The 19712-nt window shown below is 59.3% G+C and carries 21 protein-coding genes; 16 read left to right on the top strand and 5 right to left on the bottom strand.

The annotated features are described in order from the left end of the window. Nucleotides 1-15: 15 nt before the first annotated feature. The 10 genes from H7847_RS08240 to H7847_RS08195 all read left to right on the top strand — a co-directional run bounded on the left by H7847_RS08240 (nt 16) and on the right by H7847_RS08195 (nt 7089). On the top strand, nt 16-219 hold the full coding sequence (locus H7847_RS08240; protein ID WP_227268915.1) for a DUF1737 domain-containing protein: 204 nt from the start codon (nt 16-18) through the stop codon (nt 217-219). Further along, nucleotides 219-1253, top strand: coding sequence for a MaoC family dehydratase (locus H7847_RS08235; RefSeq protein WP_227268914.1), 1035 nt, complete (start codon nt 219-221; stop codon nt 1251-1253). Before H7847_RS08240 ends, H7847_RS08235 begins: the two co-directional genes overlap by 1 nt. Before the next feature lie 103 nt (nt 1254-1356). Continuing rightward, nucleotides 1357-2019 (top strand): DUF1194 domain-containing protein, encoded by a 663-nt coding sequence (locus H7847_RS08230; RefSeq protein WP_227268913.1) that lies wholly within the window; start codon nt 1357-1359, stop codon nt 2017-2019. Between the two features lie 157 nt (nt 2020-2176). Further along, the gene (sdhC, locus tag H7847_RS08225; protein WP_227268912.1) at nt 2177-2560 is read left to right on the top strand and encodes a succinate dehydrogenase, cytochrome b556 subunit; all 384 of its coding nucleotides are present in this window, start codon (nt 2177-2179) and stop codon (nt 2558-2560) included. 12 nt (nt 2561-2572) lie between these two features. Then, the gene (gene sdhD / locus H7847_RS08220) at nt 2573-2944 is read left to right on the top strand and encodes a succinate dehydrogenase, hydrophobic membrane anchor protein (RefSeq protein WP_227268911.1); all 372 of its coding nucleotides are present in this window, start codon (nt 2573-2575) and stop codon (nt 2942-2944) included. 51 nt (nt 2945-2995) lie between these two features. Continuing rightward, nucleotides 2996-4801, top strand: coding sequence for a succinate dehydrogenase flavoprotein subunit (gene sdhA, locus H7847_RS08215; RefSeq protein ID WP_227268910.1), 1806 nt, complete (start codon nt 2996-2998; stop codon nt 4799-4801). Next, nucleotides 4801-5106, top strand: coding sequence for a hypothetical protein (locus H7847_RS08210; protein ID WP_227268909.1), 306 nt, complete (start codon nt 4801-4803; stop codon nt 5104-5106). The genes sdhA and H7847_RS08210 overlap by 1 nt, the downstream gene beginning before the upstream one ends. Before the next feature lie 127 nt (nt 5107-5233). After that, the gene (locus H7847_RS08205; RefSeq protein ID WP_227268908.1) at nt 5234-5563 is read left to right on the top strand and encodes a hypothetical protein; all 330 of its coding nucleotides are present in this window, start codon (nt 5234-5236) and stop codon (nt 5561-5563) included. Nucleotides 5564-5587: 24 nt separating this feature from the next. Then, complete coding sequence (locus H7847_RS08200) at nt 5588-6367, top strand: succinate dehydrogenase iron-sulfur subunit (RefSeq protein WP_227268907.1); 780 nt, start codon at nt 5588-5590, stop codon at nt 6365-6367. Nucleotides 6368-6369: 2 nt separating this feature from the next. Then, nucleotides 6370-7089 (top strand): ZIP family metal transporter, encoded by a 720-nt coding sequence (locus H7847_RS08195; RefSeq protein ID WP_227268906.1) that lies wholly within the window; start codon nt 6370-6372, stop codon nt 7087-7089. Between the two features lie 213 nt (nt 7090-7302). Here H7847_RS08195 and H7847_RS08185 read toward each other — a convergent pair whose 3' ends face one another. Next, entirely contained in the window at nt 7303-7758 is a 456-nt protein-coding gene (locus tag H7847_RS08185; protein ID WP_227268904.1) for a hypothetical protein, read from the bottom strand. Between the two features lie 119 nt (nt 7759-7877). Here H7847_RS08185 and H7847_RS08180 point away from each other — a divergent pair, with 119 nt between their 5' ends. Next, on the top strand, nt 7878-8723 hold the full coding sequence (locus H7847_RS08180) for an urea carboxylase-associated family protein (protein WP_227268903.1): 846 nt from the start codon (nt 7878-7880) through the stop codon (nt 8721-8723). Between the two features lie 24 nt (nt 8724-8747). Here H7847_RS08180 and deoD read toward each other — a convergent pair whose 3' ends face one another. Together deoD and H7847_RS08170 are read right to left on the bottom strand one after the other, a co-directional pair. Beyond that, nucleotides 8748-9452: a purine-nucleoside phosphorylase gene (gene deoD, locus H7847_RS08175; protein WP_227268901.1), complete on the bottom strand. Its 705-nt coding sequence runs from the start codon at nt 9450-9452 to the stop codon at nt 8748-8750. A 60-nt stretch (nt 9453-9512) separates the two neighbouring features. Continuing rightward, the gene (locus tag H7847_RS08170) at nt 9513-11480 is read right to left on the bottom strand and encodes a protein meaA (RefSeq protein WP_227268900.1); all 1968 of its coding nucleotides are present in this window, start codon (nt 11478-11480) and stop codon (nt 9513-9515) included. 236 nt (nt 11481-11716) lie between these two features. On the opposite strand from H7847_RS08170, the gene H7847_RS08165 reads away from it, so the two are divergent. From H7847_RS08165 to H7847_RS08145, 5 genes are all read left to right on the top strand, one after another. Further along, nucleotides 11717-13090 (top strand): 1-acyl-sn-glycerol-3-phosphate acyltransferase, encoded by a 1374-nt coding sequence (locus H7847_RS08165; RefSeq protein ID WP_227268899.1) that lies wholly within the window; start codon nt 11717-11719, stop codon nt 13088-13090. A gap of 135 nt (nt 13091-13225) precedes the next feature. Next, the gene (gene ccrA, locus H7847_RS08160) at nt 13226-14506 is read left to right on the top strand and encodes a crotonyl-CoA carboxylase/reductase (RefSeq protein WP_227268898.1); all 1281 of its coding nucleotides are present in this window, start codon (nt 13226-13228) and stop codon (nt 14504-14506) included. A 370-nt stretch (nt 14507-14876) separates the two neighbouring features. Then, a complete protein-coding gene (locus tag H7847_RS08155) occupies nt 14877-15596 on the top strand; it encodes a helix-turn-helix transcriptional regulator (RefSeq protein ID WP_227268897.1) in 720 nt (239 codons plus the stop codon). 113 nt (nt 15597-15709) lie between these two features. Next, the gene (locus H7847_RS08150; RefSeq protein ID WP_227268896.1) at nt 15710-16348 is read left to right on the top strand and encodes an acyl-homoserine-lactone synthase; all 639 of its coding nucleotides are present in this window, start codon (nt 15710-15712) and stop codon (nt 16346-16348) included. Nucleotides 16349-16401: 53 nt separating this feature from the next. After that, nucleotides 16402-17937 (top strand): ATP-dependent DNA helicase, encoded by a 1536-nt coding sequence (locus H7847_RS08145; RefSeq protein ID WP_227268895.1) that lies wholly within the window; start codon nt 16402-16404, stop codon nt 17935-17937. A gap of 58 nt (nt 17938-17995) precedes the next feature. Here H7847_RS08145 and H7847_RS08140 read toward each other — a convergent pair whose 3' ends face one another. Both H7847_RS08140 and H7847_RS08135 read right to left on the bottom strand, forming a co-directional pair. Next, nucleotides 17996-18766 (bottom strand): TIGR02186 family protein, encoded by a 771-nt coding sequence (locus tag H7847_RS08140; RefSeq protein ID WP_227268894.1) that lies wholly within the window; start codon nt 18764-18766, stop codon nt 17996-17998. 2 nt (nt 18767-18768) lie between these two features. Continuing rightward, a complete protein-coding gene (locus tag H7847_RS08135; RefSeq protein WP_227268893.1) occupies nt 18769-19683 on the bottom strand; it encodes a sulfite exporter TauE/SafE family protein in 915 nt (304 codons plus the stop codon). Nucleotides 19684-19712: the final 29 nt, after the last annotated feature.

Genomic DNA, 19712 nt, shown 5'->3' with positions numbered 1-19712 from the left:
ACAGATGGGCATGTGATGAAACTGTACCGTTTTTTGTCCGAAGAAGACACATCCGCCTTTTGCCACAAGGTCACAGAGGCGCTGAACAACGGGTGGGAGCTGTACGGTAGTCCCACGCAAACCTGGGACCATGCCGCTGGTGTGATGCGCTGCGGGCAGGCGGTCGTGAAGGAAGCTCCCGGCCACTACACGGGCGACACCAAGCTGGGAGAGCACTGATGCCGACGAAAACCAACCCGGGTCGATTTTTTGAGGACTACGGGGTCGGTCAGATTATCGACCATGCCATTCCGCGGACCGTCAAAATGGGGGAACGCGCGCTCTATCATATGCTGTACCCCGCGCGGCACGCGCTTTATTCTTCGGATCAGTTTGCGCAGGCCTGCGGTCTGCCCTTCAGCCCGCTGGATGATATGATCGCCTTTCATGTGGTCTTTGGCAAAACAGTTCCGGATGTCTCTTTGAATGCGGTTGCAAATCTGGGCTACGCCGAGGGTCGTTGGCACAGGCCGGTTTGGCCCGGCGATACGCTGCGATCACGTTCAGAGGTGATTGGTCTCAAACAGAATTCCAATGGGAAAAGCGGCGTTGTCTGGGTGCGGACCACCGGCCTGAACCAGCACGATGAGACGGTAATGGAGTATGTGCGCTGGGTCATGGTGCGCAAAAAGGACCCGGATGCCCCGGCGCCCGAGACGGTGATCCCAATCCTTGCGGAGGCGGTATCAGCCGAGCAACTGGTCATCCCACAGGGGCTCGATTTCACCGACTATGACTTCAAGCTGGCAGGTGAGCCGCACCGCCTGGGCGACTACGCCATCGGCGAGACGGTTGACCATGTCGACGGGGTCACCATCGAGGAAGCCGAGCATATGATGGCAACCCGTCTGTGGCAGAACACCGCGAAAGTGCATTTTGACACCTCGGCGCGTCCGGACGGATCACGGCTGATCTACGGGGGGCATGTGATTTCCATGGCGCGGGCCCTGTCTTTCAACGGGCTGGCCAATGCGCAGATGGTGGTGGGGCTGAACGGCGGTGCCCATGCCAATCCATGCACCGCCGGTGACACTGTCAGGGCCTGGTCAGAGGTGCTGGATAAAGCAAAGACATCAGCCCCCGGTGTTGGCGCAATCCGGTTGCGCTCGGTGGCCACCAAGGGCGAGGCTCCCTTTGTCTTGCGAGGCGAGGATGGCAGGTACCTGCCCGAGGTTCTGCTTGATCTGGATTACTGGGCGTTGATGCCAGTCTGACAGGGCCACTCGCTTGCGGCTTTCCATAGCGCGCCGCATGGGCGGGCGGCTGACTGGCGAAATCTTCAGATGCAACTTGCCGATCCTGCGCTAAGGTGAGCCCATGTTCTTGCGTGCTCTTTCCTTTTCGCTGTCCTTGACGGCGACGGCACCGCGGGCCTGCGAGCTTGCGCTCGTGCTCGCTGTTGATGTCTCCGGGTCGGTTGACCGGCAGGAATATGACCTTCAGATGCAAGGGCTTGCGGCTGCTTTGCGGGACGGCACCGTGGTGGACGCCCTGTCGGAGCAGGAAGCAATGGTCACGCTGATCCAGTGGACCGGGTCAAGCAGGCAACGCCAGACAGTGCCCTGGACACAGATCCGTACAGATGCGGATGTCGCAGCGCTCGCTCACCGCATTGAGAATGATCCCAGAGTTTGGCGGAATTACTCCACGGCGATTGGAGAAGCCCTGATCGCAGCCGAACGGAGCTTTGCGGATGTCCCGCATTGCAGGCGGCGGGTCATTGACGTCTCTGGGGATGGGATTTCCAATGAAGGTGTGGTGCCAAAGGCCCGCCATCCGTTTCTGGCCGAGACGAATGTCACGGTGAATGCACTGGCGATCGAAACCGATGATTCCGATCTGACGGGGTGGTTTTACGAGAACCTGATCCGGGGCGATGGTGCATTTGTCATGACAGCGGACGGCTTTGCCGACTACCCAGAGCAAATAAAACGAAAGCTTCAACGGGAAACGACCCGAAAACTGAGCGCTTTGCCATAATGTGATCACAGTTTTGAGGCGCGTGATCACAAGGCACCTCTTTTTTTGCGATTTTTATCGAAATCGCGCCATTTTAACGCGGCTGTAAACCTTTGAGACAGGTGACAAGTGTTAGAATAGGAGTAAAAAGAAAGTAGGGAACAAAAGGAATCTGACTATGGCTGATGTGAATCGGGGCAATCGCCCTTTGTCACCGCATCTGACAATCTACCGCCCGCAACTGACCTCCATAACCTCCATTCTGACGCGGATCACAGGCAATGCGCTGCTGATTTCATCACTTCTGGTGGTCTGGTGGTTTCTTGCGGCAGCCTCTTCACCTGAGTATTTCGCCATCGCCAATGGCGTGCTCACCAGTTGGTTCGGGGATATTGCCATGACGCTGTCACTCTGGGGCCTCTGGTATCACTCGCTTGCAGGCGTGCGTCACCTGATCTGGGATCAGGGCGTCGGCCTTGATCTCGAAACGGCCTACAAACTGGGCTACGCGGTGATTGGCGGATCTTTCCTGCTGACGCTGCTGACCATTGCCGTGATCTGAGGGGCTACCACCATGAGCTATCTGACAGACCGCAAACGCGCCTCGGGAATGGGGTCAGCCAAAACCGGCACCGAACATCACTGGTCCATGACCATTAGTTCGGGGGCCTTGCTGCTGCTGATCCCGCTTTTTGTCTTTACATTCGGCCCGATGCTGGGCGCTTCCTACGAAGAAGTGACGACCTATTTCGCCCGCCCGTTCCCGGCGGTTGTCGCGGGTCTCACCATCATCGTGACCTTCAAACATTTTGCAGGCGGTGTGCAGGCGCTGATCGAGGACTATGTTCATGGCGTAGCGCAGAAGATTGCCATCGCTGTCATGACATATCTGTCCTACGCGGCCATGGCTGTTGGGCTTTATGCCGTTGTCCGGCTAGCGCTGTAATGCATTCTGACGTGGGCAAGCGCGTCGACACCAGATCCAGGAGAAGTTTCCATGGCTGAATATGAATATGAAACACATGAATACGACGTTGTCGTCGTAGGCGCAGGCGGCGCCGGTCTACGTGCGACTCTCGGTATGGCCGAGCAGGGGCTGCGCACCGCCTGCGTCACCAAGGTGTTTCCGACGCGGTCTCACACGGTGGCAGCCCAAGGCGGGATCGCCGCGTCGCTGTCGAACATGGGTCCTGATAACTGGCAGTGGCATATGTATGACACGGTTAAGGGTTCCGACTGGCTGGGGGATACGGACGCGATGGAGTACCTCGCCCGTGAAGCGCCCAAGGCGGTTTATGAACTGGAACACTATGGCGTGCCGTTTTCGCGCACCGAAGAGGGCAAGATTTACCAGCGCCCCTTTGGCGGCCACACAACGGAATTTGGCGAAGGCCCGGCGGTTCAGCGTACCTGTGCTGCCGCGGACCGCACGGGCCACGCCATTTTGCACACGCTCTACGGCCAGTCGCTGAAAAACAACGCGGAATTCTACATCGAGTATTTCGCCATTGATCTCATCATGTCCGATGACGGGGTCTGTCAGGGTGTTCTGTGCTGGAAACTGGACGATGGCACGCTGCATCTTTTCAGCTCCAAGATGGTGGTGCTGGCAACGGGCGGCTATGGGCGGGCGTATTTTTCGGCCACCTCTGCACATACCTGCACCGGCGATGGGGGCGGCATGACGGCCCGTGCGGGTCTGCCGCTGCAGGATATGGAATTCGTGCAGTTCCACCCCACCGGCATCTACGGCGCGGGTTGCCTCATCACCGAAGGCGCGCGCGGCGAAGGCGGGTATCTGACGAACTCCGAGGGCGAGCGCTTCATGGAGCGTTATGCGCCGCAGTATAAGGACCTCGCACCGCGCGACTACGTGTCGCGCTGCATGACGATGGAGATCCGTGAAGGTCGCGGTGTCGGGGCCAATGGCGACCACATCCACCTCAACCTCAACCACTTGCCGCCGGAGACGCTGAAACTGCGCTTGCCCGGCATTTCTGAGAGTGCGCGGGTCTTTGCCGGGGTGAACCTGAACAAGGAGCCGATCCCCGTGCTGCCGACGGTGCACTATAATATGGGCGGTATCCCCACGAATTACTGGGGCGAAGTGCTTGCCCCCACTGCGGATGATCCCGACCGCGTCAGCCCCGGCCTGATGGCTGTGGGCGAGGCGGGATGCGCCTCCGTGCACGGCGCCAACCGGCTGGGGTCCAACTCGCTGATCGACCTTGTGGTCTTCGGGCGTGCGGCGGCGATCCGTGCGGGCAAGATCGTTGATCCGGACAGTGCTGTTCCGACGCCAAACCAGAAATCGGTTGAGGCCGCCCTCGACCGCTTTGACAACACCCGCTACGCCAAGGGTCACATGCCGACCGCCGAGCTGCGCCTTGAGATGCAACAGACCATGCAGAAAGACGCGGCGGTCTTCCGCGCCAATGAGACCTTGGCCGAGGGTAAGAAGGCGATGGAAGAGGTCGCGGACAAATGGTCCGATGTTGCGGTTACTGACCGCAGCCTTGTGTGGAACTCCGATCTCATGGAAACGCTGGAGCTGGCCAACCTGATCCCCAACGCAGTGGCGACCATCACCGGGGCCGAGGCGCGCAAGGAAAGCCGCGGCGCGCATGCGCATGAGGATTTCCCGGAACGGGATGACGACAACTGGCGCAAACATTCGCTGATCTGGTTCAAGGGAAACAAGGCTTCTCTGGGCTACCGGGGCGTGCACCAACAGCCGCTCACCAGCCACAATGACGGCGGGATCGACCCGAAAAAAATCGCGCCCAAGAAGAGGACGTTCTGATGCGGCGCTGGCTCCCCCTTGTGTCTGCGGCGGCGATCTGCGCGACCAGCGCGCTGGCAGCCCAGGCAGCAGAGACCCGCGCGGCTCTGAGCAACCAGGGCTTTCAGAGCGGTCAGGTCACCCGCGGGCACAGCGTGGGCGTATCGGCGCTGGCAAACTGCCCGCAGGAGCTTCGCGGGATGTACCGGGGGGACCTTTACTGTCGTAACCCGACCTATCAATTGCTCGGGCAGCGGCATCCGCTTTGCCCGCCGGGTTTCTTTGGCATGTATCGCGGTAGCTTATACTGCTTTGGACGCGGCTGACCTTGCTGATGTCAAATTTTAAGAAAGTGCCCGGTATAAGACAGACAATTCTCAGGGCTTTCCCGGCGTGGGCGGTCAAGGCCGCCGAACCGTCACGATTGACTTTAATATGTGCGAGGTGGGTTTCATGATCCGATATCTTTTGCCGGTGTGTCTGGTGCTGGGGGCCTGCACCGAAATCCAGAGCGCGACAGACAGGGCGGGTCGTGATGCGGCCAAAACGATCATTCCTGAAACACTGGCGCTCTATTTCCCGCAGGTGCCAAAGCAGCTGTTCACACCGTTCACCAATTGCGTTGTCGATAATGCCTCGGCGGCAGAGGTACAGGCCCTTGCCGCAGACGCGGTTGTGGGCGTGGATCAAGGCACCGCAGACACTGTGCGCGCCGTCCTTGCCCGCCCCTCCACCCAAGATTGTTTGCGCCAGGCCGCCCCACAAGCCGCTCTGGCGCTTTGAGATATAAAGACAGGAGACCAAGAGATGGTTCAACTGACACTCCCCAAGAACTCCCGCATGACCAAGGGCAAAACCTGGCCCAAGCCGGAAGGGGCTGCAAATCTGCGCAAGTTCTCGATCTATCGCTGGAACCCTGATGACGGGAAAAACCCGCGCGTAGATACTTATTTCGTAGACCTCGATACCTGCGGCCCGATGATACTGGACGCGCTTATCAAGATAAAGAACGAGATCGATCCGACGCTCACCTTCCGCCGCTCCTGCCGTGAGGGGATCTGTGGCTCCTGCGCGATGAACATCGACGGGATCAATACGCTGGCCTGTATTTATGGCATGGACGAGGTGAAGGGCGATGTGCGTATCTATCCGTTGCCGCATATGCCGGTAGTCAAGGACCTGATCCCGGATCTGACACATTTCTATGCGCAACACGCCTCGATCATGCCGTGGTTGGAAACCAAGACCAATCGTCCTGCCAAGGAATGGCGCCAGTCCATCGAAGACCGAAAGAAACTTGATGGGCTCTATGAATGCGTGATGTGCGCCTCCTGCTCGACCGCTTGCCCGAGCTACTGGTGGAATGGTGACCGCTACCTTGGGCCCGCCGCCCTGCTGCATGCCTATCGCTGGATCATCGACAGCCGGGATGAGGCGACGGGCGAACGTCTGGATGATCTGGAAGACCCGTTCAAGCTTTACCGCTGCCACACGATCATGAACTGCGCCAAGACCTGCCCCAAAGGGTTGAACCCCGCAGAAGCGATCGCGAACATCAAAAAGATGATGGTCGAACGCCGGGTCTGATCTTGGCGGCAGATACACTCTGGCTGGCGCTTGGCCTTGCAACGCTGGCTGGAGCCTCGATCCCGGTGGGAGCGGGGCTGGCACTACATCGTTTCAAACTGCTGCCGGAGTGGGCGAACAGCGAAGCGCGCCACGGTGTCATGGCCTTTGGTGCCGGGGCGCTTCTGGCAGCTGTTGCCTTGGTTCTCATCCCCGAAGGTACCGACAGGCTAGAGGCGATGCCTGCCTTGGGCTGGTTTTTGGCGGGCGGCATCGGCTTTGCGTGCATTGACCGGCTGATTGCAAGAACCGGCGGTCGGGCAGCGCAGTTTTTGGCGATGATGATGGATTATTTGCCCGAAGCCTTGGCCTTGGGAGCGGTTATCTCGGGGGATATCGGTGCTGCCGTGCTGGTGGCACTGCTGATCGGTCTGCAAAACCTGCCGGAAGGCTTCAATGCGATGCGCGAGATGAATGGCGCACGCCACGATGGCCGCCACACGCCGCTTTGGCTTTTTATGCTGATGGTGCCCTTGGGCCCCCTGGCGGCTTACGTTGGATTGACCCTGCCTGACACGTTTGGCCCGGCCATCGGGGCGGTGATGATGCTTTCGGCGGGCGGAATACTGTATCTGATGTTCCAGGACATTGCGCCGCAGGTCCCGCTCGAAAACACAATGCTGCCGCCCCTTGGGGCGATCCTTGGCTTTGGCCTCGGACTTGGCGGTGACTTGCTGATCTGACCCCATGCATATCGTCATCGGCCTTTTCATCGCATTTGTTGTTGTCCTGCTCTACGCCCGCCGGCACCGGGCGACGCGTAAATGCCGATGGCGGGCGGATCGCACCGGGGATCGGGGATCGCTGCGAAAGTACAGATGTGCGGCTTGCGGTGCCGAAGCCTTTACCGCGAAGAAAGGGCCGCCAAAGGACTGCAAGGCCGATTTCAGCTAGGTTCAGTTCAACCGGATCGCGGCACCGGTCCGGCGGTCAATCGACCACCGCTGCCGTTGTGTGGGGCAACAGCGCGGGTCGTTCGGGCCAAGGGTCAGGGTGGTCAGCTCCACCCGCTCGTCAAGAAACACAGCATCCGAGGGCGACATGCCAAAGAGCCCGGTCACATCGCGCTCTTTCAGCCATCCAGTCCGGTAGAGGCTGTAGAGCCCGGCGTGGATCGACACGCTTCCAGCGGAGCCGGGAATATGCACATAGATGATCCCCACTGCGCCGGTTGCTTCCGCAGGGTGGGCCGTGTCGGTCAGCCACTGGCCGCTTTCCATCGATGCGGTGGGCGACAGGTCGGTGACCAGCATGCGCGCGATCTCATCACTGTTGGTCTGTTGCGCCTGCACGTCGGGCCCGATGGCAAGCAGCAGAGCCATGCTGAAAATGCCTGTCAGTCTGATCCGCACGGTGTCTTCTCCCCTCGCGTTGGCCCAATATGGGTTTTCCTCTGGCTCTGCGTCAACGGCTCTTGTCTGCATGTTCAAAAATGCCATGCTGCGGGACAAACAAAGAGGACAATCTCGCCATGTCAGAACCCGCCGACGCCGCTGCCCGCCGCGACGTGAAACCTGTGATTTGCTATCCTGTAGAAACATTGCCGTGTCCGGATATGGCGCTCTATCAGGGCGCGCGCCGCACGGCGCAGAAAACCGGCGAGATCATCGTGCCCCCGCGGGAGGCCCGCTGCTTTTCAGTGCCTGCAGGTCATTTCTTTCGCATCGTTTCCGTCGAGGGGCCGCAGGTGGGGGATTTGAACCTGCACAATGCGCAGGATGTGACTGAACGGTTCTACTCGGGCAAAACCCGCGCGTTGCACGGCACCCATATCACAACGGGACAGCGCATGTGGTCGAGCTTTCCGACCCTGCGCCCGATGGCGACCGTGACGCAGGATACGCTGGGCTGGTACGGCATCGATGGCTATGGCGGGTCGGTGCATGATGTGATCGGGACCCGCTGCGATCCTTACACCCATGCGCTTTTGTCGGATGGGGGGCAGTATCACCACTGCTGCCATTCGAACCTGACCCGCGCGCTGGCAGATCACCTTGGCATCAGCCGGGCGGAGGCGGAGCCGCTGGTGCATGATGTGCTCAATGTTTTCATGTGTACCGGCTTCACGCGTGATACCGGGCAGTATTTCATGAAAGCAAGCCCGGTCCGGCCCGGCGATTACATCGAGTTCTTTGCCGAGATTGATCTTTTGGGTAATCTGTCGGCCTGTCCCGGCGGCGATTGCTCGACCGTGCATTCAAGCGATGAGGCGGCCTGCTACCCGTTGCTGGTGGAAATCTACGCCCCGGCTGAAGGCGCGTTGAAAGACTGGCAGCCACCGGCGGCAAATGTCTATGACCGGAGCCACGGGATCTGATCGTCAGACCTGTTGCGTGCCATTTCAGGCAAAGGCTGCCTCGAGCGCGATTTCGACCATGTCGCCGAAGGTTTTCTCGCGATCCTCTGCGGGCAGGGCTTCTCCGGTTTGCAGGTGATCGCTGACCGTCAGGATCGCCAGCGCCCGCCGTCCATGACGTGCGGCGAGCGTGTAAAGCTCGGCCGCTTCCATCTCGACGCCCAGAATGCCGTGCCGCACCATCTGCTCGTCCAGGTCGGGGCGTTCGGCATAGAACACATCCGAGGAGTAGATGCCGCCCACATGGGTGGCGGTCTCCTTTGTTTTGGCAGCCGTCACGGCGGCGGCCAACAAATCGTAATGCGCGGTCGGGGCAAAGTTCACCTCGCGGAAAATGCCTGAGGAGGGCGAGGTGATGGTGGTTGCGGACATGGCAATGATGACGTCCCGGATCGCCACATGAGGCTGCATCCCCCCACAGGAACCGATCCGGATCAGGGTCTGCGCTTTATAGATTGAGATCAGCTCATTGGCATAAATCGACAGCGAAGGCATCCCCATGCCGGAGCCTTGGATGGTGACGCGGTTGCCCTTGTAAGTGCCGGTGAAACCCAGCATCCCGCGCACTTCGTTGACCAGTTCCGCACCGTCAAGGAATGTTTCGGCGGCCCAGCGGGCGCGATAAGGATCGCCCGGCATCAGGACGGTTTCAGCAATCTGGCCGGGTTCGGCGCCGATATGGGGTGTCATGGCATGCTCCTTCTGCGCGAGGCGGGTGTCGCCGCCTCGGAACAGCATGTAAGCCAAAGACTATTCGGCAGCAACGGCCTGCGGGTCGGCCAGTGTCACGATATCCATCATGATGGTGTTGAGCTCGAAATCCTTGGGCGTGTAGACGCGGGCGACCCCCATGGCGCGCAGGCGCTCTGCATCATCCTCCGGGATGATCCCGCCCACGATCACGGGGATATGGCCGAGCCCTGCATCGCGCATCTGCGCCATCAGATCCTCGACCAGCGGGATATGGCTGCCCGACAGGATCGAGAGACCGACCACATGCGCGGCGTCCTCCAGGGCCGCACTGACGATTTCGGTCGGGGTCAGTCGGATGCCTTCGTAGGCGATGTCCATTCCGCAATCGCGGGCCCGCACGGCGATCTGTTCGGCCCCGTTCGAATGCCCGTCAAGGCCCGGCTTGCCGACAAGGAACTTCAACCGGCGGCCCAGCTTGTCGCTAACCACATCCACAGCCTCGCGCAGCTCGTCCAGCCCTTCGGTCTTGTTGGAGCGCGCGCCGGAGACCCCGGTGGGCCCGCGGTATTCGCCGTGCACGGCCCGCATCTCTGCGGCCCATTCGCCGGTTGTGACCCCGGCCTTGGCCGCTGCAATCGAGGCAGGCATGATGTTTTTACCCTCTTTTGCCGCCGCGCGCAGATCTGCCAGCGCCTGTTTGACAGCGATGCTGTCGCGCGCGGCGCGCCATGCATCCAGGCGGGCGATCTGCTCGGCCTCGACCGCAGGGTCAACGACCATGATGCCGCCATCCCCCGTCATCAGCGGCGAGGGCTCTCCTTGCTGCCATTTGTTGACGCCGACGACCACCGTCTCGCCGGCCTCGATCCGGCCCAGACGGTCGGCGTTGCTGTCCACCAGACGCGCTTTCATATAGTCGATGGCCTCAATCGCGCCCCCCATACTGTCGAGATTGGCCAACTCCTGCCGGGCCCCGTCTTTCAAAGCTTCAACCTTGGCATCCACCGCCGGGTTGCCGTCAAAGAGGTCATCGAATTCCAGCAGATCGGTTTCATAGGCCATGATCTGTTGCATCCGCATGGACCATTGCTGGTCCCACGGACGGGGCAGGCCGAGCGCTTCGTTCCAGGCGGGCAGTTGGACCGCCCGCGCACGGGCTTTCTTGGAGAGCGTCACCGCCAGCATTTCAATGAGAATGCGGTAGACATTGTTTTCCGGCTGTTGTTCCGTCAGGCCGAGCGAGTTGACCTGAACGCCGTAGCGGAAGCGCCGGAATTTAGGGTCCTCGACGCCATATCGCTCCAGACAGATTTCGTCCCAGAGATCGACAAAGGCGCGCATCTTGCACATCTCGGTCACAAACCGAATGCCCGCGTTCACAAAAAATGAAATCCGGCCCACCAGTGCCGGGAAATCCTCCGCCGGGACGCGTGGTTTCAGCGCGTCCAGCACCGCTGTGGCAGTGGCCAGCGCAAAGGCCAGTTCCTGCTCTGGTGTGGCGCCCGCTTCTTGCAGGTGGTAAGAGCAGACGTTCATCGGGTTCCACTTGGGCACGTTTGTATAGCAGTATTCGGCCACATCCGCGATCATCTTGAGGCTCGGAGCCGGTGGGCAGATATAGGTGCCGCGGCTAAGGTATTCCTTGATGAGATCGTTCTGGACGGTGCCTTGCAGCAGGGTCACATCCGCCCCCTGTTCCTCGGCAACCGCAATATAAAGTGACAAAAGCCAGGGAGCCGTTGCATTGATGGTCATTGAGGTGTTCATCTGATCCAGCGGGATTTCATCGAACAACGTTCGCATATCGCCCAGATGGCCCACCGGCACGCCAACCTTGCCCACTTCGCCACGGCTCAGCACGTGGTCGCTGTCATATCCGGTCTGGGTCGGCAGATCGAAGGCCACCGACAGACCGGTTTGCCCCTTTGCGAGGTTTGACCGGTAAAGCGCATTGGACGCTTTCGCGGTCGAATGCCCCGCGTAGGTCCGGATGAGCCAGGGGCGGTCTTTCTGCGGCTGCGTCATTTTTGTCGTCCTGAATCAGAATGGGTAATTTTCTTACGCGCAAGCTTTCATATACGGAAGATTATATCAATGCAAATTTGCCGCGCTGCAGCAAAAACCCCGCGCTGCTAAAGCGCACGGGTCATGAAGAAACTGTGGTAGCTTAGATTGGCCTGCGCGCGCCAGTGAAGCGTCACAAGGCGGGGGCCCAAGACGAAAAAGGTTGTCCAGACCTTGGTTTCTTGAAACAAACCGGCATGACTTCGACAGTGGAATTGCCGCTTTGGTTTTTTGTGCTGATCCTGCTGTTTGCGGCGGTGACCTTTGCATCGCATTTTCTGTTTCCCTCCGTGCGGTGGTTTTTCCGGCGTCGTCTTGAACGCGCGGTGGAACGCCTGAACGAGCGGCTGACCCGGCCGATTGAGCCCTTCAAGCTGGCGCGGCGCTACGACATGATCCAGCGGCTGATCTATGATCCCGAAGTGACGCATGAAATTGTCAACTATGCCAAGGAACACAAGGTCCCGGAAAACGTCGGCTTTGAAAAGGCGCGCAGCTACGCCCGCGAGATTGTGCCGAGCTTTAGCGCCGTCACCTATTTCGGCCTTGGTATCCGCTTGGCCCGCATGCTGGTCAACTCCATCTATGAGGTTCGGACAGGCCCCGGCAATGCCGATGTGATCCGGTCCATTCCCAAGGACGCCACCATCGTGTTCATCATGAACCACAGATCAAACATGGACTACGTGTTGATCACCTATCTTGCGGCGCAGACCTCGACGCTTTCCTATGCCGTGGGGGAATGGGCGCGGGTATGGCCGCTGAGCCGTCTGATCCGCATGATGGGGGCTTACTTTATCAGGCGTCGGTCGCGGGGGGCGCTCTACCGCAAGGTGTTGGCCCGCTATGTGCAGATGGCAACTGCGGGGGGCGTCGCACAGGGTATCTTCCCAGAAGGCGGGCTGAGCCTTACAGGGCGTCTGATGCCGCCGAAGATGGGGTTGCTGTCTTACCTGATCGAGGATCATGGGATCTCAGAGCGCGATACCGTGTTTGTCCCCGTTGCCATCAATTACGACCGTGTCTTGGAGGACCGCGTCCTGATCGCAGCGGCAGAGCGCGGAGATCGTCGGTTCGGGGCGCGTATCTCGGTTGTTGTCCGGTTTATCTTGCGCAAGTTCTGGCAGGGAGTGCGGGGACGCTACATTCGTTTTGGGACTGCGGCTGTTGTCTTTGGCACGCCTCTGTCCCTGCGGGCGTTCGGGCCGGAACAACCGGTCGAGGCCCTCGCGGGCGAATTGATGTCACGCATCGAAGACGCGATGCCGGTGCTGATGGTGCCGCTGTTGGCACGGCATTTTGAAACAGCCCCGGAGTCAGCGGTGCCGGCGGCTACCCTCGTGGATCAGGTTGCACGTGATGCCCTGCATCTGGGAGCACATATGCCCAGTATGACACCGGAAGAGCTGTCGCAGGCAATTGACAAGGGACTTGAGGGAATGCGTCGCAATCGCCTGATCGAAAAGGTGGAGGGGGGCTGGCAGGTCATACCCAGCGAGCGCGCGGTCATCGCGTTTTATGCGAACTCAATCGCCCATCGGTTTGCGCAGGATCATGCGCGTGCAGAATAGTTTCTGCACTCGCTCGGTCATATAATTACAAAAACCAACCCAATAGTGTTGCAATGTTGCGCATGACGGCCTATCCAAACCTGAGAGCGTCGCGATTCTGCGGCGCGGCATGGTTTTTACTGGCTGGAGACTGCAATGGCATTGGATACGACCGTCGCGCAATACGACGCACCCGAGAAGGACCTCTATGAGGTTGGCGAGATGCCCCCTATGGGCTATGTGCCAAAACAGATGTACGCTTGGGCGATCCGGCGTGAACGTCATGGCGACCCGGATAAGGCAATGCTGCAGGAAGTTGTGGATGTGCCGGTGCTCGACAGCAACGATGTTCTGGTGCTGGTGATGGCTGCGGGTGTGAACTACAATGGCGTCTGGGCGGCTCTGGGCCAGCCGATCAGCCCCTTTGACGGTCATGGTGCGCCTTATCACATCTGCGGATCGGATGCCGCCGGGATCGTCTGGGCCGTTGGCGATAGGGTCAAGCGCTGGAAAGTCGGTGACGAAGTGGTGATCCACTGCAATCAGGATGATGGCGACGACGAGCACTGCAACGGTGGCGACCCGATGTATTCGCCCAGCCAGCGGATCTGGGGATATGAAACGCCCGATGGCTCTTTTGCACAATTCACTCGGGTTCAGAGCCAGCAGCTTATGCAGCGCCCAAAGCATCTGACATGGGAGCAGGCCGCCTGCTACACGCTGACACTGGCCACCGCGTACCGGATGCTTTTCGGCCACGAACCGCATGACCTCAAACCCGGTCAGAACGTGCTGGTCTGGGGGGCTTCGGGGGGGTTGGGCTCTTATGCGATCCAGCTTATCAACACGGCGGGCGCGAATGCGATCGGCGTGATTTCAGATGAAAGCAAACGACAGTTTGTGATGGATCTGGGCGCCAAGGGGGTGCTGAACCGCAAAGACTTCAACTGCTGGGGCCAGCTCCCGACCGTCAACACGCCCGAATATGCAGCCTGGTTCACGGAGGCGCGGAAATTCGGCAAGGCGATCTGGGACATCACCGGCAAGGGCAACAATGTCGATATGGTGTTTGAGCATCCGGGCGAGAGCACCTTTCCCGTCTCCACCTTCGTGGTGAAGAAGGGCGGCATGGTGGTGATCTGTGCCGGGACCACCGGGTTCAATCTTACGTTTGACGTGCGCTATATGTGGATGCATCAGAAACGTCTGCAGGGCAGCCATTTTGCGCATCTCAAGCAGGCCAGCGCTGCAAACCAGCTCATGCTGGAGCGCAGGCTCGATCCCTGCATGTCCGAAGTCTTTACCTGGGCAGACCTTCCTCAGGCTCATATGAAGATGCTGCACAATCAGCACAAACCCGGAAACATGGCCGTTCTTGTGCAATCTCCCAAGACAGGGCTGCGTACACTTGAGGATACGCTTGACGCGAAGAGTTAAATCTTTTCAACGATTCGTTTAACATCGCATGACCCACGGACTAAGCCTTCAGTCCGTGGGTCATTCTCGTTATGCGTGTGACGCTGTTTAGTATCAATAGCTTACAAATCCACGCATCGCTATTTCTGGGGAGGGAATATCTGCGAATTTTGCAGATAGTTAGCGCATGCTAGAGTTGTGTTAACGATTCATTAACTATTGAGAGGCGAGTCTATTATGAGAAGTGATTGGATACTGGACGTTCTGACGGACTTGAAAACATTTGCAACTGCCAATGATCTGCCTGTGCTGGCAGAACAGCTGGACGACACTGCAATCGTTGCTCTTGCCGAGATCGCCGCGCTTCACGAAAGGACGCAGAGCAACTCTCATGGCGACGAACACAGTAGTGGAGGAGGTATTAGCGGCGCTGGAGCAAGCGGACACGCTTGAAGGCATTAATGATGCGATCTATGCTCTCAAAGAGCATTTCTCTGTCGACAATATGGTATACCATTGGGTCGACAGCGCCGGCGCACAATACGGGTACGGGACATACAGGCTTGACTGGGCGGCTCGTTACCAAGAGCAAAACTATCTTCGCATAGATCCGGTCGTTATCGGGTGCTATCAACGGTTTCATCCGGTGGACTGGAAAAGACTGGACTGGTCAAGCAAGGCTGCACGCGCTTTCCAAGCCGAAGCGATAAAATACGGTGTCGGCAATCAAGGATATACGATCCCTATTCGCGGACCTAACGGACAGTTCGCCCTGTTTACGGTGAATTCGACTTGCGACGACGAAACATGGTCAAGATTTACGGAAGATAACCGGCGCGAACTGATCCTGATTGCGCATTATTTTAACCAAAAGGCGCTGGAGTTCGAGCCGAACAAAAAGCCCGAACAATCGCAATCACTCTCACCGCGTGAAATCGATGCAATGACATTGCTTGCAATAGGCTATAACCGCGCCCAAGTTGCTGAAACACTTTCCATTTCCGAGCATACGCTGCGCGTTTACATCGAAAGTGCGCGATTCAAACTAGGGGCAAACAACACGACGCACGCCGTCGCCCGCGCCCTCAGCCGGGGCCTGATTGTGGTCTGAAAAGGGCGGTGGCGGCGCTCAAAGGTTACCGGCGCGCGCGGGCCACTTGCCCGTTGTTAAACATCCTCAAGCTATTTCTTTGAGCACGAAACGCATCGCTCAAAGGAAAGAATATGATCCGTTATCTTTATGCCGACCAGCTTGAACAGCATCCGAAACTGCGGGACACAATGTTCCGCGACCGCGCGGATCAGTTCAAAACCAGGTTGGCCTGGGAGGTCGATGTCGATGCCAGCGGGTTTGAGCGCGACGAGTATGACGACCTCAATCCGCTCTATGTGATCTGGGAGATGCCGGATGGGACGCACGGCGGCTCCATGCGCTTTCTGCCAACCACCGGGCGCACGATGATCAATGAGCATTTCACCGAGATTATCGGCGGCGGGACAATCACCAGCCCACTGATCTGGGAATGTACCCGGTTCTGTCTGAACCGTGATGCGGAAAGCAAGGTTGCTGCGGCTCTGATGCTTGCGGGCGGCGAAATCATGCAGGGGTTTGGCGTGGCGCATTTTGCCGGCGTCTTTGACGCGCGGATGGTGCGTATCTATCGGCTGATCGGCTCATCCCCGGAGGTTTTGGGCAGCGAAGGCGAAGGGCGCGACAAGATCAGCGTGGGCCTGTGGGAATTCACCCCCGACGCCCAGGCGAAGGTCGCGGCAAAGGCGGGCCTGTCGCTGGCCTTGTCAAAGCTGTGGTTTGATCGTGCCTTTGGGTCGCTCATGCCATCAACTTTTGCGCAGGCCAGCTGAGCAAAGACCGATCCGATCTGGTCTCCGGTGCGGCCTGTCTGTAGGGTCGCGCCATGTCTGTCCCATCCGTGCAATATTCCGACGACCAGGCCGCCGCCTATGATGCGGTCAGCGAACTGCTGCGCGGGTCCGGCATCAATCTGGACGACCATCTTTTGATGCCGCCAAAAAGCGGCAAGACCTCCGTTCTGGCCGTCACAGGCAAGGCGGGTTCAGGCAAAACCCTGCTGTTGGCAGAGCTCTACAAAGCCCTGCAGGAGGCCGGGGTCGACGTGGTTTCGGGCGACTATGAGCCGCGCCGGAAAAAAGACCGGCGCACGCTGGCGATTCTGGCCCCGACAAACAAGGCAGCCTCCGTTCTGCGCTTGCGGGGGGTGCCCGCCACGACCATTCACCGCATTCTTTACACCCCGGTCTACGATCCGGAGTACGAACGCATCGCGGAATGGCTGGCCGGCAGTGGCGAGCGGCCCGAGATCGAAGGCTTGACCGATCTGGCCCTTGACCGCGCGGCGACCTTTTACGCCAGCAATAAATCGATCCCCGGCGCTTTGGCAGCGGCAGGTCTGCGCGGCTCGGACTTCATTACCGGATGGAAACGGCGTGAAGAGCCGCTGGACATTGGGTTTGTCGATGAATCCTCCATGTTGGATGATCGCCAGTTCGAGGATCTGCAGGAAATCTTCCCTACCTTACTGCTCTTTGGCGATCCGGCGCAGTTGGCGCCGGTCAATCAGTCCGGGACAATGGTGTTCGACAAGCTCGCTGCCCCGTGCATTCTGACGCTGAACCGGATACATAGGCAAGAGGCGGACAACCCGATCCTCGATCTCGCCCACGCGCTGTCAGACCCGGACCTGAGCTTTGAGCAATTCGAGCGGATGATCGAAGAGATCGCCCGCCGGGACGAGAGGGTGGTGTGGGGTCAGCGGGTCGAGGTTGACCTGATGGCACGCAGCCCGGTTCTGGTCTGGCGCAACGCAACACGCATTCGGCTCATCAATGCGTTCCGACAGGTGCACGGGGCCCCGGAAGACGCGCTGCTCGAAGGCGAGCCCCTGATTTGTGACGGGCTTGAACTGCCGTTGAAACACCGCAAAAAGCGCCTCGATCTGGAGGCCCGCGGGCTCATCAAGGGCGCGCAGGTCATCTATCTGGGCGAGGGGCGCAAGCCCGGCTTCAGCCGGTTGCACGTGATGGGGGCCGAAGATCCACAGGTTTCTGCCGCCTCTATCGTAAAGATTGAAAAACCCGATGAGGAAGAGCCGTTTATCCCCTTTGCCGCCCGCATGGGGGCCACTTTTCTGCACGGCGCGGCAGTGACGATCCACAAGGCTCAGGGCAGCCAATGGGACACGGTTCAGGTCTTTGCGCCCGATCTCTACGCCGCAGCCCGCATGGGCCGCTCAGAGGCCGGGCAGCCGCTGTGGAAACGTCTGGCCTATGTCGCCATCACCCGCGCGCAGGACCGTCTGATCTGGGTGGTGCGCAACCGTCTGGCCAAGCCCACGACCGGCCTGCAGGTCGATGATCTGCGCAGTGTCCCTGCCGCGCCGCTACAGCTTTCCGAGCCGCAAGAGCTCCTTTGACATCACACCGTCACGGCCTGCGGAAAACAGCTCAATGGCAGCTATCGCAGCGGCCTTGTCAGGTGCGAATAAGTCTAAAGGCTGCTGACGCACCCCAACCGGCCGCAATGGCGATGGCCAGCGACATCAGCCCGTAGATCAGCGGCTGCTCGCGTGACAGTTCGAACAGCCAACGCTCCATCCCGACCTTCTGCACGTTGATCGTGGTCTGGTAGCTTGATACGACACGACCCTCCCGCGTCAGGAAGATGCGGGTCACATAGTCCCCTTCGGTCAGTGCGGCGGGCAGGCGCACGGAGGTTCTGAATAGGGTCTGTTCCGCGACCTCCACACTGTCCTCGCGGAGCTGATAGATATCCGAGTTCCTTCGGATGCGGATGAGAGCTTCGGTAAAGCTTGTGGAATCCTGTATCTCTGCAGGGGCGCCGACGGACCGGATCGCGCGGGGCACAGAGATCTTGTGCCGCAGGTCTTCGACGTCAGTGAGCACTTCAAAGAGCGGGCCACTTGACTGCACTGCATAAAAGCTTGGTGCGGAATCCACATCGACCGCATCGGTGTTCACCCAGATGCCCAGCTTTTTCTCCTTGCGGCGCACGGTGATCGGCAGGGACGGCCCGGCAACGGTCACGATGACCTGCACCGGTTCGCCCTCGGGGATGGCGTTCTCCCGTTTGATCGCGCCAAAGATCAGGATTTCAGAGCCGTCAAAGTTTGTCGTGATCGAGATGCGATCCTTGCTCAGACCGAGCACGACCTCTTCGGCAGCGGCGGTTGAGAGGGTCAGGAAGTTCCAAAAGACCAGCGTGACGAGAGAGCGCAGGATCATCCTCAATGCCCTCCGCTCGCGCCGATGGAGTAAAGCTCCGATGGCATTAGGAGGAGATCGAGCGCCAGCTTGCCGCAGACCGCCAGCACCATGATCGCCAAAAGGATACGGAGCTGCTCGGCCTTGAGCTTGACGCCGATCCGGGTGCCGATCTGCGCGCCGATCACACCGCCGACCAGCAGCAGCACCGCCAGCACGATATCCACCGTAAAGTTCGTGGTGGCGTGCAGCAGGGTGGTAAAGGCCGTCACAAAAATGATCTGAAACAGAGAGGTGCCGACCACAACCTTGGTCGGCATGCCGAGCAGGTAGATCATCGCGGGCACCATGATGAACCCGCCGCCGACCCCCATGATGGCAGCAAGAATACCCACCATGACCCCGACGATCAGCGGTGGGATGACCGAGATATAGAGCCCCGAGACCCGGAACCGCATCTTGAACGGCAGCCCGTGAATCCAGTTGTGTTTCTTGCGCGCGGGCGGTTTGCCGGATTTGGTTTTCCGGATCGCGTTCAGGCTTTCGATGAACATCAGCCCGCCGATCACGCCCAGAAAGACCACGTAACACAGCTTGACCAGCAGATCGACCTGACCCTGCGCCTTGAGGTAGTTAAAGATCACGACCCCGACCGCAGCCCCGATCAGGCCGCCGATCAGCAGCACCGTCCCCATCCTCAAATCGACGGTCTTGCGTTTGAGATGGGCCAGCACGCCGGAGAAGGAAGAGGCCACGATCTGGTTTGCTTCGGTTGCGACTGCCACGGCGGGCGGAATGCCTATGAAAAACAACAGCGGCGTCATCAGAAAGCCGCCGCCAACCCCGAACATGCCTGACAAGATGCCGACAATCCCACCGAGGCCCAAAAGCAAAAAAGCATTAACCGACACTTCGGCGATGGGAAGGTAAATCTGCATGACCTCGTTTAGGCATAGTGCGGTTCAAA

It is taken from the genome of Roseobacter weihaiensis, assembly GCF_020622345.1.
GTDB lineage: Bacteria > Pseudomonadota > Alphaproteobacteria > Rhodobacterales > Rhodobacteraceae > Roseobacter > Roseobacter weihaiensis.
This window is presented reverse-complemented; position numbering and strand designations above follow the sequence as displayed.

What these genes read in the sequence shown, in the direction of transcription:
- H7847_RS08240 (WP_227268915.1), top strand. Translation starts at nt 16, where the DNA reads ATGAAACTGTACCGTTTTTTGTCCGAAGAAGACACATCCGCCTTTTGC.
- H7847_RS08235 (WP_227268914.1), top strand. Translation starts at nt 219, where the DNA reads ATGCCGACGAAAACCAACCCGGGTCGATTTTTTGAGGACTACGGGGTC.
- H7847_RS08230 (WP_227268913.1), top strand. Translation starts at nt 1,357, where the DNA reads ATGTTCTTGCGTGCTCTTTCCTTTTCGCTGTCCTTGACGGCGACGGCA.
- sdhC (WP_227268912.1), top strand. Translation starts at nt 2,177, where the DNA reads ATGGCTGATGTGAATCGGGGCAATCGCCCTTTGTCACCGCATCTGACA.
- sdhD (WP_227268911.1), top strand. Translation starts at nt 2,573, where the DNA reads ATGAGCTATCTGACAGACCGCAAACGCGCCTCGGGAATGGGGTCAGCC.
- sdhA (WP_227268910.1), top strand. Translation starts at nt 2,996, where the DNA reads ATGGCTGAATATGAATATGAAACACATGAATACGACGTTGTCGTCGTA.
- H7847_RS08210 (WP_227268909.1), top strand. Translation starts at nt 4,801, where the DNA reads ATGCGGCGCTGGCTCCCCCTTGTGTCTGCGGCGGCGATCTGCGCGACC.
- H7847_RS08205 (WP_227268908.1), top strand. Translation starts at nt 5,234, where the DNA reads ATGATCCGATATCTTTTGCCGGTGTGTCTGGTGCTGGGGGCCTGCACC.
- H7847_RS08200 (WP_227268907.1), top strand. Translation starts at nt 5,588, where the DNA reads ATGGTTCAACTGACACTCCCCAAGAACTCCCGCATGACCAAGGGCAAA.
- H7847_RS08180 (WP_227268903.1), top strand. Translation starts at nt 7,878, where the DNA reads ATGTCAGAACCCGCCGACGCCGCTGCCCGCCGCGACGTGAAACCTGTG.
- deoD (WP_227268901.1), bottom strand. Translation starts at nt 9,452, where the DNA reads ATGACACCCCATATCGGCGCCGAACCCGGCCAGATTGCTGAAACCGTC.
- H7847_RS08170 (WP_227268900.1), bottom strand. Translation starts at nt 11,480, where the DNA reads ATGACGCAGCCGCAGAAAGACCGCCCCTGGCTCATCCGGACCTACGCG.
- H7847_RS08165 (WP_227268899.1), top strand. Translation starts at nt 11,717, where the DNA reads ATGACTTCGACAGTGGAATTGCCGCTTTGGTTTTTTGTGCTGATCCTG.
- ccrA (WP_227268898.1), top strand. Translation starts at nt 13,226, where the DNA reads ATGGCATTGGATACGACCGTCGCGCAATACGACGCACCCGAGAAGGAC.
- H7847_RS08155 (WP_227268897.1), top strand. Translation starts at nt 14,877, where the DNA reads ATGGCGACGAACACAGTAGTGGAGGAGGTATTAGCGGCGCTGGAGCAA.
- H7847_RS08150 (WP_227268896.1), top strand. Translation starts at nt 15,710, where the DNA reads ATGATCCGTTATCTTTATGCCGACCAGCTTGAACAGCATCCGAAACTG.
- H7847_RS08145 (WP_227268895.1), top strand. Translation starts at nt 16,402, where the DNA reads ATGTCTGTCCCATCCGTGCAATATTCCGACGACCAGGCCGCCGCCTAT.
- H7847_RS08140 (WP_227268894.1), bottom strand. Translation starts at nt 18,766, where the DNA reads ATGATCCTGCGCTCTCTCGTCACGCTGGTCTTTTGGAACTTCCTGACC.
- H7847_RS08135 (WP_227268893.1), bottom strand. Translation starts at nt 19,683, where the DNA reads ATGCAGATTTACCTTCCCATCGCCGAAGTGTCGGTTAATGCTTTTTTG.